This is a genomic window from Tenacibaculum pelagium, from assembly GCF_014062345.1.
Classification (GTDB): Bacteria; Bacteroidota; Bacteroidia; order Flavobacteriales; family Flavobacteriaceae; genus Polaribacter; species Polaribacter pelagius.
Window position 1 is genome coordinate 134,224 of record NZ_JACGLS010000002.1, and the last position, 12,568, is coordinate 146,791.

A 12,568-nucleotide genomic window follows, 5' to 3' on the forward strand; every position below is an offset into this window, starting at 1 on the left:
ACAAAGATTCATATTTGCAAATTCGATTTACCCCCTTATAAGATAAAGTTCATTTAACCAAACTATCATGAAAATTAACTTATTAAAAAAGAAGACAACTAGATCTAGTAAGAAAAGAATTCAAAGATTTTTACTTCTCCCACTATATCATAGTGGCTCTATCTTCTGGTTAGAAGAAGTAATCATTAAAAAGAATTTTAATGGAAGATCTTACCAAACTACAGATGTAAAAAGAGTGAGAATGAGTAAATAATTTTACTCCAAATACAAGTCAATTAAACCTTGTGGAGTAGTAACTTCAATAATTTTATTTTCTCTATCTACATTCTGAATAAAGTTATCAATCATTGGGATAAAAACTTCGTTTCCGTTTCTATCTATTTCAAATAAAGGTTGTGCAGAAGAATCATTAATACTTACAATCTCTCCTACTTCACCAAAAGAAGTATCAACAACTGTGAAACCTATAACTTCATGAAAATAGAACTTTTTACCTGAGAGTTTAGGCAATAAGCTTAAAGGTAGATATATACCAGCACGCATAATTGCATCAGCATCTTGCTCGGTATCTACATCTTCAAACTTTACACGGAACATCGTGCTTTTACTTAAAGAAGATTTTTCAATAAAAAAAGGAACCAGATTATTGCCTAAATCGACAAAAACTGATTCCAATTTTTCGTAAAGATCGGGTTCATCAGTATCTAACTTAATAATTACCTCACCCTTAAAACTATGTTTTTTAACGATTCTGCCTAAATAAAAGCAATCTTCTTTTTGCATCATCGTAATACAGTTTTTACTCTTCGCTATCTGATCCGTTATCTGTAGCAGCATCCTCGCTATCTTCAACAGCAGGAGTGTTAGCTGCGATACGAGCTTCGTTAACAGCTTTTTCAGCTTCTAATGCTTTTGCTTTTGCATCAGCTTGTGCTTTTGCTAAACCATCAACTTTTCCAGAAACTTTTCCAGCTTTCTCCTCTAACCAAGCTGCAAATTTAGCATCTGCTTGCTCTTGAGTTAAAGCTCCTTTTTTTACTCCACCAGCTAAATGATTCTTCAACATAGCACCTTTGTAAGATAAAATGTTTCTAGCAGTATCAGTTGGTTGAGCTCCATTTTGCAACCAAACAACAGCTTTATCAACACTTAAGTCGATAGTTGCAGGGTTAGTGTTTGGATTGTAAGTACCAATTTTTTCTAAGTAACGACCGTCTCTTTTTGATCTAGAGTCAGCTGCAACTACCCAATAAAATGGCTTTCCTTTTTTACCGTGTCTTTGTAATCTAATTTTTACAGGCATAATTTTAATTTTTAAGGTACGCGACCTTGGTTATTAATAAATCTTACCATCTCGTGATAAGTGGGCGCAAATGTATAAAATCTTTTTCATTTAAAAGAAAAAAACAAACTTTATCGCAATAAAAAAGAGCTTGATAAACAAGCTCTTAAGAAAATAAATTTGATACGAATTATAAAACTCTAACGCTAACTGCGTTTAATCCTTTTCTTCCTTCTTTAAGTTCAAACTCAACAGTATCACCTTCTCTAATCTCATCGATTAAACCTGATACGTGTACAAAATGTTCTGTGTTTGACCCTGACTCTGTAATAAATCCAAAACCTTTAGATTCATTGAAGAACTTTACTGTTCCTTCTTTCATTGTAAAAAAATATTATAATTAAAGTGCAAAGATACTTTTAAAAATTGATTCTTATTTCTTTTTTTTAGGTATTTAATCTAAACTTAACACTGAAATAACAAAAACACCATTAAACACACATAACCAACACTTTAACAAGCACAAAACTCGTTAATAACTTCTCCTAAAAACACCACAATTTCTTTGTATTTTTACATTCCGTTTTTACCTAAAAAAACGCTTCATAAATTAAACAATATCAATGTATTTAATTTTCGATACTGAAACAACTGGATTACCAAAAAGTTGGAATGCTCCTATTACTGATACTGACAATTGGCCAAGAGCCATACAAATTGCATGGCAACTGCATGATGAGTTAGGAAATGTTATAGAACATAACGATTTTTTAATTAAGCCTGATGGATTCAATATTCCGTATGATGCTGAAAGAATCCATGGAATTTCCACTGATTTAGCTATTGAGCAAGGTATTGAATTAGATGAAGGTTTACGATTATTTAATGAAGCTCTAGATAAAACAAAATTTGTAGTTGGTCAAAACGTTGGGTTTGACGTGAATATCATGGGATGTGAATTACATCGTTTAGGTGTTGAAAGTAAGCTTACCCAATTACCAGTATTAGACACTTGTACAGAGCATACCGCAAAACTATGTCAAATTCCTGGAGGACGTGGAGGAAAATTTAAACTACCAACACTTACCGAGTTACACAATTATTTATTCGGAACAGGTTTTGGGGAAGCTCATAATGCAACTGCCGATGTTGAAGCTACTACTCGTTGTTTTTTAGAATTAATTCGTTTACGACAATACACTAAAGAGCAATTACAATCTGATGATGATTATTTGGATCGTTTTTCCGAAGCGAATCCAATGCCTATTAAAGTTATTGGATTAAAACACTTAAACCTTAAAAAGGAAAGTGAAAAAATTCGTACTAAGAAAGCCTCTGAAACTGAAATTGAGAACACCATTTCAACTTCTGAAGGATTAGCTGAATTAGAAAATGTTCAGTTTGCACATTTACACAATCATACGCAATATTCAGTTTTACAATCCACAATTCAAATTGGTAATATTGTAAAAGCAGCAGCTAAAGACAACATGTCTGCCATAGCAATGACCGATACTGCGAATATGATGGCGGCATTTCATTTTGTAAAAGCTGTTTTAGGGCATAATAAATCTGTAGAAGTAGCCAATAAAGAAGCTATCGAAAATGGTGAAGAACCTACAGAGAAAACTTTAAAACCAATTATTGGTTGTGAGTTTAATGTCTGTAGCGACCACACTAACAAAAGTCAAAAAGACAATGGAAACCAAGTTGTTTTATTAGCTAAAAACAAAAATGGGTATCATAATCTTGCAAAAATGTCCTCTATTGCATTTGTTGATGGATTCTATTACGTTCCTAGAATTGACAGAGAGGTAATAAAAAAATATAAAGAAGACATAATTGTTTTAACAGGAAACTTATACGGAGAAGTTCCTAGTAAAATATTAAACGTTGGTGAAACTCAAGCCGAAGAAGCTTTACTTTGGTGGAAAGAGCAATTTGGTGACGATTTGTACATCGAGTTAATGCGTCACAATCAAGAGGATGAAAAAGTGGTAAATAAAACACTTTTAGAATTTTCTAAAAAGCATGATGTAAAAGTTGTCGCTTCTAACAATACTTTTTATTTAAATAAAGAAGATGCCAATGCACATGATATTTTATTGTGTGTAAAAGATGGTGAAAAACAAGCTACTCCAAAAGGAAGAGGAAGAGGCTATCGCTACGGTTTACCTAATGATGAGTACTACTTTAAGTCTTCAGATGAAATGAAGACATTATTTGCTGATCTTCCTGAAGCAATTATTAACATTCAAGAAATTGTAGATAAAGTAGAAACCTTTACGTTAGCACGTGATGTGTTATTACCTGCATTCGACATTCCTGATGAATTTAAAGATGAAAAAGACAACGAAGATGGAGGTAAAAGAGGTGAAAACAATTTTTTACGTCATTTAACTTACGAAGGCGCAAAAAAGCGATATGGAGAAATTACCGAAAGTATTAGAGAACGTTTAGATTTTGAACTAGAAGTAATTGAAAAAACAGGATATCCTGGTTATTTCTTAATTGTTGAAGATTTTATTCGTGAAGCAAGAAACATGGATGTATCTGTTGGACCTGGGCGTGGTTCGGCAGCAGGATCAGTAGTGGCTTTCTGTTTATGGATTACCAACATCGACCCGATTAAGTACGATTTACTTTTTGAGCGTTTCTTAAATCCTGAACGTGTATCGATGCCTGATATCGACATTGATTTTGATGATGAAGGTCGTGGTCGTGTAATGGATTATGTAATTGATAAATATGGTGCCAACCAAGTAGCACAAATTATTACATACGGTACTATGGCTGCAAAATCTTCTATACGTGATACTGCGCGTGTATTAGATTTACCTTTATTTGAAGCCGATAGAATTGCTAAGTTAATACCAGGAATGAAGCTAAAGAAAATCTTTTCTTTAGACGAAAAAACACTAAAAGAAAAACTTCGTGCCGAAGAAATAGAATTAGTTAACGAATTAAAACGTTTGTCTAACGGTTCTGATTTAATGGCTGAAACCATTAACAAAGCTAGAATTCTAGAAGGCTCTGTTCGTAATACAGGTATCCATGCTTGTGGTGTTATTATTACCCCTGATGACATTACGAAGTTCGTACCTGTTGCTTTAGCAAAAGATTCTGACATGTATGTTACTCAGTTTGATAACTCGGTAGTAGAAGATGCAGGATTACTAAAAATGGATTTCTTAGGATTAAAAACACTAACCCTAATTAAAGACACTGTAAAAATTGTAAAAGCTAGACATAATGTAGATTTAGATCCAGAGAACTTTCCGATTGATGATGTAAAAACATATGAGCTTTTCCAAAGAGGGGAAACGGTTGGTATTTTCCAGTATGAATCTCCTGGAATGCAAAAACACATGCGCTCTTTAAAACCTACAGTTTTTGCCGATTTAATTGCCATGAACGCCTTGTATCGTCCAGGTCCAATGGAATACATTCCTTCGTTTATTCGAAGAAAACATGGTGACGAAGCTATTGAGTACGATTTACCTGCAATGGAAGGCTATTTAAAGGAAACCTATGGTATTACAGTATATCAAGAGCAAGTAATGTTACTTTCTCAGCAATTAGCAGATTTTACAAAAGGTGAAGCTGATGTATTACGTAAAGCAATGGGTAAAAAGCAAATTGCGGTACTAGCTAAAATGAAACCTAAATTTGTAGAGCAAGCAAAAGCAAATGGTCATGACGAGAAAAAGTTAGAGAAAATTTGGACTGACTGGGAGGCATTTGCATCTTATGCTTTTAACAAATCGCACTCTACTTGTTATGCTTGGATTGCTTATCAAACGGCATATTTAAAAGCTCATTATCCTGCTGAATATATGGCAGCAGTACTTTCAAACAATATGAACGATATTAAATCTGTTTCATTTTTCATGGAAGAATGTAAGCGCATGGGATTAGAAGTATTAGGTCCAGATGTAAATGAATCGTATGCTAAGTTTTCTGTAAACAAAGAAGGTGCTGTTCGTTTCGGAATGGCAGCTATTAAAGGTGTGGGAGCCTCTGCTGTAAAAGCCATTATCAATGAACGTAAAGAAAATGGTCATTTTAAATCAATTTTTGATGTAGCTAAACGAGTTGATTTACGTGTTGCAAACAAAAAAGCTTTCGAAGGTTTAGTATTAGCGGGAGGTTTTGATTCATTTAATGGAACACATCGTGCGCAATATTTTGTAGAAGATGAAAAAGGCGCAAAGTTTTTAGAGAAAATATTACGTTTCGGAAATAAATATCAAGAAAACCAAAATTCATCTCAGGTTTCTTTATTTGGTGAAGCTTCTGAAGAAGAAATGCCAGAACCTATAATTCCGCAGTGTGAAACTTGGGGAACAATGGAGTTATTAGCGCAAGAAAAAGAAGTGGTAGGAATGTATATTTCTGCCCACCCTTTAGATGATTTTAAAAACGAATTAAAGTTTTGCAACGCTACACTTTCTCATTTTAAAGACCTACATAAAGTTGAAGGAATGGGATTATCTTTTGGTGGTATTGTAACCGATGTTCAACATCGAGTTTCGAAAGCTGGTAAAGGATGGGCTACTTTTATTATTGAAGATTACAACGAAAATCTAGAATTTAGGATTTTTGGTGAAGAATATTTAAAATTTAAACATTTCTTAGTTCCTAATTCATTCTTATTTATAAAATCCACAATTAAACCTGGATGGACGAATAAAGAAGGCGTAAAAGGTGAACCAAGAATTGGTTTTAATGAGTTTTTATTACTCCATGACATCATGGATAAAATGTGTAAAAAAGTTACTATTAAAATGCCTTTACACGACGTAAAAGAAAACACGATTAAAGATTTACAACATTTATTTGTAACTAATAAAGGAACTCATAGTTTGAATTTTACGATTTGGGATGCGGAAGAAAAAATTGAGTTGAATTTACCGAGTAGAACTACTAAAATTAAAATATCGAGTGAGTTTTTAAAAGCTTTAGATGAACAATTTATTAATTATAAATTGAATTAAAAATGCTTCCTAGCTTTGAAAATAGTTCAGATTTATTAGATAATGCTTTAAAAGTCGATTTATACACTCAATTAATTAAACAACTTAATAAAGATTTTAGTTTAGCTAATTTTGATATAAAAATTAATGAAAAAAGTACACCTTCAGCTCTTATAATAGAACTGCAAAAAGTAATTGAAAGTATCGTTTTAGATAACCCAAATTCTTTTAATCATCTTTTATACATTATTGATGTTCCTGAAAAGGATATAATAAACTCAGATATTGAGAAAGTTACTTTTTTAATTTTAAAAAGAACATGGAAAAAAGTGTGGTTTAGAAATAACTATTCTAGTTAATTATTTATTCAAAAAAGCTAAAACAACTTTAATTGCTTCTTCTAATTCATTAGATAAAACTGATTCATTCCAAGGGTGTTTTACATTAAAAACATGGTCTGCGTCTGGAATAATTTCTAGTTTACTTTTAGAGCTCCATTGATGAAGCTCTTTTGCTTCATCTATTGAAATAGAAGTATCCTTATCTCCATGAATAATTAAATGTGGAATATTTAATTTCTTCTCAGCAGACTCAATATGAAGTCGTTCTTCGTTTTCTTTAAAATCTTTATAAAACTGGTAATAATGTGGCATTTGCTGCTTTGTTCTTCCGTTAACGACATACTTTACCCCTGTTTTTTTCCATTCTTCTAAATCACCAACAGTTGCTGTTCGTTTTCCAAAATCACTTATACTTGCTAAAGTGATGAGTTTATTAATTCTACTATTTTCAGAAGCTTTTATGATAGATATACCTCCGCCACGACTATGACCAATTAAATTAATATTATTGGTATCAATACTTTTATTTTCTTTAAAATGATCTTGTACCCAATCTAAAACATCATTTAAATCTTGTAATTCTTTGGTATAATTATTATTTCCAAAAGCTTCTAAATCTGGGAAATCAATTGGGTCTTCTATAGTTCCACCATTGTGAGAAAAATTAAACTTCACAAAACAAAATCCTGCTTTGGCAATAGATTCTGCCATTAAATTCCATGCTCCCCAATCTTTAAAACCTTTGTAACCATGACAAAAAACAACCACTGGTTGATTAATAGTTTCTTTCAAAAAAAACACATCAATTAAAATCGGTTTTTTATCGATTCTCTCTAAAACTATATTTTTTTGAATTTTCACGAACTGAATGTTTGTGTTAGGGTTTTTATTACTTAATTTTCTTTATCCAATACAAATAAATACTCCATAAATTGAAATACTTTCAACAAACCTACTCCCTCCCAGTGAATAAAAAGTTATATACTTTTTGTCATTATCATTTGCTATAGCCAGAAAGTAATCATCAAATTTCGCTTTAGAGTGATATATAATCCAATCATTATTTTCTTTCTGTTCTACGGAAAAATTAAGATGCAGATTCAACTCTTCGAATAACATTTCATTTTCTAAATAAAACTCATTTAACCCTCTAGTATTTGAACTAAATAATTCAATTTCTAAGTCATCAATTTTTATGCTTGAATTCGTGTAAACAGAAAACTCACAAGATGAAAGCCAATTATCATATTTAGATAATACATTAAACTGTTTTACTCCATCAAAAAAAATATATTTTGGTACTTCCTTATACATTATTAGTTCGTTTAATATTAAGAGTATCTTGTTTTATTAAAATTGTATTATTTAGTTCAAATAAAAAACTCATTTGATTTATTTTTTAAATGAATAAAAAACCGTGTCATCAATTACCGCATAAACACCACCTCTTATTAAAAATTCATAAATATGATTAGCCGTATAATTCATATTTACTAATGGCTGAAATAAATATTGTGTGTAAGAGTAATGCTTAGAAATATAACTAATCGCCCTATATAACTCATATGTTTTTGGGTTTTCATTAATCTTCTTTTCTCTGAAGTAATCATTAAACTCTTGAGAAAACTCATCACTCATAACCATTTTATGAACTTCATCATAACTATCGTTATACTCATAATTTGTTGGAAAAACAATATCGTTAAAAAAGCTTACATTCTCAATATCCACTTTTCTTTCCTCAAAATCCGATTTCAAAAAATCTCTCATTTGTATATTTTTATTATCAGTATTATCGATTATACCACCTTTTCTCCAATCATTTAAATATCTATTCATTCTAAAAGATAACTCTTTCTTATTTTTAAAAGGTTCAAATATGGTGTTAACTTCTTTCTCACTAATATTATCCATAAACAATGTATTATATAGCCCTCTTCTAGTGATTCTATCCACTTCACAAAATTCTAACCAGTCTTTAATAATTGTTTTCATATACTACTCTATTTTTATCAATTCAGGAAGTAAATCTGGAGCTATTTTCCATTTTTCTACTAAAGCTTTTATTCCAATATTAAATTCATTTAAGGTCTCACTCCCTTTAATTATTTCTTACCCTCCAAAAATCCTCTCCCCAGTTTTTATATAATTGTTCAAATCTAATTTCATCATAAAGTTCCTCTTCTGATACTTCAAGCATTACCAAATCACGAACAAAATCAAATATATTTGATGAAATTTTATAAATTTCTTGCGACATAGTTTGAATAAAAATACAATCCTTTTCTTCATTCCTTGTCCCTAAAAGAACTGCTCCACTATGACCGCACATCGCAATTGGCAAATAACCAGCTTCTGCCCAATCATCGTCATCTTCAAACCCTGAAATTGTTGACTCTAGAGAATGAAAATTATGAAACATGACTTCATCACTATTCGTATCATAGTTTTCTGGAAAATAAACTATTCCTGCGCAATACTGCTCACGATCTTTGTTATAAATATACTTGATATGATTATTTACTTCACTCACATCGAAAATCTTTGTAAAATTTCTAAAAATAGGAGGTAATTCTATTCCATATTCTAATTCAGAGACTAACACTTTCTCGTTCAATGGTCGAGTACGTAGAAGCTCAAACCCCCTCTTTAAAACTTTATTCTTCATAATATACTATTTATTAAAATTTAGTGATGGGAAAAAGTCTCTAATTACTGGGAATTTGTCCATTAAACTTGCTCCTCCCGAATGAGGGAAACCTTGATATTTAACAGTACTAGAAAGAGTTGGTGTATTCTTTTATAATAAGAAACATTTCTTAAATTTTTGAGCATAAATTTATTTTACAAGCATACTTAAAAAATTATCGAAGCTTTCTGCTAAAAATATAATTGAATCTTCCAAATCCTCATCAGTTCTACAAAAATAAACACTTCCATAATCTACCTCTTGAACAGAGATAATAAATTTCCATCCTCCAAGATCACCTCCGAAAGCAACATATCTATTTTGAAACATTATTTCATTAAGATTATTAAATATACTCTGTAATGATAAATCATGCTCAATATTAAAAGGATAAAATATGTCCAACTCCTTACTAATATTATTTAAAACGAAATATCGCTCTTCAATTTCAATGGGATTAAACTTCATTAAAAAATTAAAAAAGTCAATTGGAAATTTAATCTTATTCGCTAATTCAAATTGAAGAATTTCTTCTCTTAAAGGTAACCTTGATGCTTTTTTTATTGTTAAATTATTCATGTTTTGTTCCTGCTCATTTTTCATATCCAATATATGAAACTATTGCTTCGTGATCTACTATTTTTAACAATTACATTATGCATTCTTCCTCCTAAAACTAAACATCTCCTTTCACTCTTATATAACCTAACTTTTCTTCTAATTCATCACTTTTTTAATTTGTCAACTCTCTAAATAAGTTTTCTAAATTTTTATTTTCAGCATTTAAACCAAGAATTTTCAATCCGTTTTCTTGAGCGAAATCAAAAATCATAGGACGCATATCCTCATCAGATTCAAAAGACAGAACCCAGTTATTTTCAGTAGTATTTTTAAATGATGTAATATTTGGTAATCGCTTAACAAATTGCTCTTCTAACTTATAATCAAAAGTTACACGAATTACTTGTTCATTACTTGTTTTAAGTTCAGATATTGGTTTATCAATTACCAATTTTCCTTTATTAATAATAATAACACGATCGCAAACTGCTTCTACCTCTTGCATAATATGTGTAGAAAGTAAAACCGTTTTATCTTTACCTAACTCTTTTATTAGTTCTCGAATCTCAACTAGTTGATTTGGGTCTAAACCAGTTGTAGGTTCATCTAAAATTAATACTTCTGGATCATGTAAAATAGCAGCAGCTAAACCTACTCTTTGTCGATACCCTTTTGATAATTGATGTATCTTTTTATGAGCTTCAACAGTTAACCCTACTTTTTCAATTACCTCATTAATTTTACTTTTTTCTACTTGATGAATTGATGCTTGAAATTGTAAATATTCACGCACATACATGTCTAAATACAACGGATTATGCTCTGGTAAATATCCAATGTTTTTTTGAGCATCAATAGGATTTGTAATAACATCTACTCCACTAACCAAAACAACACCTTCATTTGGCTGAATAAATCCAGTTAAGATTTTCATTGTGGTAGATTTCCCTGCTCCGTTTGGACCTAAAAAACCAACAATCTCTCCTTTATTAGCTTCAAAAGAAATATTATTTACAGCTTTTTGAGTTCCGTAAACTTTAGATATCGAGGTAAGTTGTATTGACATAAATTATTTTCTTATGTAAGAAACGAAACTGTAGTCGTATTTATTTTTTTCGTCTGCTTTAAAATCTTCTCGAGCCACTTCTTTCCAAACATTCATATCAATTTCAGGAAAGAAAACATCGGCTTCAAAATCGTGATGTACAATGGTAATATCCAGTTTATCAACTAAACCTTTTTCAATTGCTTGTTTATAAATCTGTGCGCCACCAATAATAAACGCATCATCATCTTTTGAGATCTCTAAAGCATCTTCTATTGAATTTGCTATCAAACAACCATCTTTAAAATAATCTTGATTTCTAGTAATAATAACCGAAGTTCTATTTGGTAATGGTTTACCAATACTTTCAAAAGTATTACGCCCCATTAAAATATGATGCCCTGAAGTAACTTTTTTAAAACGTTTTAAATCGGCAGGAAGGTGCCAAATTAAGTCATTGTCTTTTCCTAAAGCATTATTTTTTGCTATTGCAGCAATTATTGTAATCATAAAATTATATACTCTTTGCCCACTCTTTAATATAACTGGTTAAATCTCTTTTTCGAGTAATAGCTTCATCTAAAACTTCAGTTTTTATATTATCAACCAAAGTTTTAATTGCTACCAGTACTTTTTCATCATTAATATCAGCTATTCTTTCGTAAAGGGAATCTTTTAAAACATCAACATTTGTAGTCATCTTTATTAGTTTTTGGATTCTATTCACAAAGTTACTAAAGAAACCACCAAAAATAAAGTTAAATTACACAGCTACAACACCTTTTATATGTGGATGCGGATTATAATCTACTAGCTCAAAATCTTCAAAAGTAAAATCTTCAATGTTTTTTATTGCTGGATTGATTTTCATTGTTGGCAATACTCTAGGTTCACGAGATAATTGTAACTCTAATTGCTCGATATGGTTGCTATAAATATGTGCATCACCAAAAGTATGAATAAACTCACCTGCTTCGTAACCACAAACTTGTGCCATCATCATTGTAAACAATGCATAACTCGCAATATTAAAAGGAACTCCTAAAAAGACATCTGCACTACGTTGATATAATTGACAAGACAACTTACCATCTGCTACATAAAACTGAAAGAAAGCATGACAAGGAGGTAAAGCTGCTTTTCCATTCGCTACATTTTCTGAAAAAGAAACCGAAGTATCAGGCAACACTGATGGATTCCAAGCAGAAACCAACATTCTCCTAGAATTAGGATTGTTTTTTAAAGTTTCAATAACTTCTTTTATTTGATCAACCTCATCACTATTCCAGTTACGCCATTGGTGGCCATAAACCGGACCTAAATCTCCATTCTCATCTGCCCAAGCATTCCAAATTTTAACTCCGTTATCTTTTAGGTAATTAATATTTGTATCACCTTTTATAAACCACAATAATTCATAAATAATAGATTTAAGATGTAATTTTTTTGTGGTTACCATTGGAAAACCTTCACTTAAATCAAATCGCATTTGATGACCAAAAACACTTTTTGTTCCTGTACCAGTTCTGTCTCCTTTTTCGTTTCCGTTTTCTAAAACGTGCTTTACTAAATCTAAATATTGCTTCATCTTCTTACTTGTGATTTTTGTAAAAATAAAAAAGCTTCAACATTTAATATTGAAGCTTTTAAAAATTATATTAATAAGTTATTAAC

15 protein-coding genes are annotated in these 12,568 nt (G+C 30.9%); 3 read left to right on the plus strand and 12 right to left on the minus strand.

Going from position 1 to position 12,568, the window contains the following annotated elements; all coding sequences use genetic code 11:
* Window positions 1–67: 67 nt before the first annotated feature.
* Window positions 68–253, plus strand: a complete 186-nt coding sequence (locus H3Z83_RS05650) for a hypothetical protein (protein ID WP_182124512.1) — start codon at window positions 68–70, stop codon at window positions 251–253.
* A 2-nt stretch (window positions 254–255) separates the two neighbouring features.
* On the opposite strand, the gene rimM is transcribed toward H3Z83_RS05650, so the two are convergent.
* The 3 genes from rimM to H3Z83_RS05665 all read right to left on the minus strand — a co-directional run bounded on the left by rimM (window position 256) and on the right by H3Z83_RS05665 (window position 1,664).
* Window positions 256–783 carry a ribosome maturation factor RimM gene (rimM, locus tag H3Z83_RS05655; protein WP_182124769.1) on the minus strand — a complete coding sequence of 176 codons (528 nt, stop codon included), beginning with the start codon at window positions 781–783 and terminating at the stop codon, window positions 256–258.
* Between the two features lie 16 nt (window positions 784–799).
* The gene (locus tag H3Z83_RS05660) at window positions 800–1,303 is read right to left on the minus strand and encodes a 30S ribosomal protein S16 (RefSeq protein ID WP_182124513.1); all 504 of its coding nucleotides are present in this window, start codon (window positions 1,301–1,303) and stop codon (window positions 800–802) included.
* A 169-nt stretch (window positions 1,304–1,472) separates the two neighbouring features.
* Entirely contained in the window at window positions 1,473–1,664 is a 192-nt protein-coding gene (locus H3Z83_RS05665) for a cold-shock protein (RefSeq protein ID WP_086031585.1), read from the minus strand.
* Window positions 1,665–1,905: 241 nt separating this feature from the next.
* On the opposite strand from H3Z83_RS05665, the gene dnaE reads away from it, so the two are divergent.
* Window positions 1,906–6,279, plus strand: coding sequence for a DNA polymerase III subunit alpha (gene dnaE / locus H3Z83_RS05670; protein WP_182124514.1), 4,374 nt, complete (start codon window positions 1,906–1,908; stop codon window positions 6,277–6,279).
* A 2-nt stretch (window positions 6,280–6,281) separates the two neighbouring features.
* Window positions 6,282–6,617: a hypothetical protein gene (locus H3Z83_RS05675; RefSeq protein WP_182124515.1), complete on the plus strand. Its 336-nt coding sequence runs from the start codon at window positions 6,282–6,284 to the stop codon at window positions 6,615–6,617.
* On the opposite strand, the gene H3Z83_RS05680 is transcribed toward H3Z83_RS05675, so the two are convergent.
* The 9 genes from H3Z83_RS05680 to H3Z83_RS05720 form a co-directional block, all read right to left on the minus strand.
* Window positions 6,618–7,460 carry an alpha/beta hydrolase family protein gene (locus H3Z83_RS05680; protein ID WP_182124516.1) on the minus strand — a complete coding sequence of 281 codons (843 nt, stop codon included), beginning with the start codon at window positions 7,458–7,460 and terminating at the stop codon, window positions 6,618–6,620.
* Between the two features lie 42 nt (window positions 7,461–7,502).
* On the minus strand, window positions 7,503–7,913 hold the full coding sequence (locus H3Z83_RS05685) for a hypothetical protein (RefSeq protein ID WP_182124517.1): 411 nt from the start codon (window positions 7,911–7,913) through the stop codon (window positions 7,503–7,505).
* 78 nt (window positions 7,914–7,991) lie between these two features.
* Window positions 7,992–8,594: a hypothetical protein gene (locus H3Z83_RS05690; RefSeq protein WP_182124518.1), complete on the minus strand. Its 603-nt coding sequence runs from the start codon at window positions 8,592–8,594 to the stop codon at window positions 7,992–7,994.
* 106 nt (window positions 8,595–8,700) lie between these two features.
* Window positions 8,701–9,267, minus strand: coding sequence for an SMI1/KNR4 family protein (locus H3Z83_RS05695; RefSeq protein WP_182124519.1), 567 nt, complete (start codon window positions 9,265–9,267; stop codon window positions 8,701–8,703).
* 171 nt (window positions 9,268–9,438) lie between these two features.
* Complete coding sequence (locus H3Z83_RS05700) at window positions 9,439–9,891, minus strand: SMI1/KNR4 family protein (RefSeq protein ID WP_182124520.1); 453 nt, start codon at window positions 9,889–9,891, stop codon at window positions 9,439–9,441.
* A 130-nt stretch (window positions 9,892–10,021) separates the two neighbouring features.
* A complete protein-coding gene (gene gldA, locus H3Z83_RS05705; protein ID WP_182124521.1) occupies window positions 10,022–10,915 on the minus strand; it encodes a gliding motility-associated ABC transporter ATP-binding subunit GldA in 894 nt (297 codons plus the stop codon).
* A gap of 3 nt (window positions 10,916–10,918) precedes the next feature.
* A complete protein-coding gene (locus H3Z83_RS05710; protein ID WP_182124522.1) occupies window positions 10,919–11,404 on the minus strand; it encodes a dihydrofolate reductase in 486 nt (161 codons plus the stop codon).
* Window positions 11,405–11,408: 4 nt separating this feature from the next.
* A complete protein-coding gene (locus H3Z83_RS05715; RefSeq protein ID WP_182124523.1) occupies window positions 11,409–11,594 on the minus strand; it encodes a hypothetical protein in 186 nt (61 codons plus the stop codon).
* Window positions 11,595–11,657: 63 nt separating this feature from the next.
* Window positions 11,658–12,482, minus strand: a complete 825-nt coding sequence (locus H3Z83_RS05720; RefSeq protein ID WP_182124524.1) for a thymidylate synthase — start codon at window positions 12,480–12,482, stop codon at window positions 11,658–11,660.
* Window positions 12,483–12,568 lie beyond the last annotated feature (86 nt).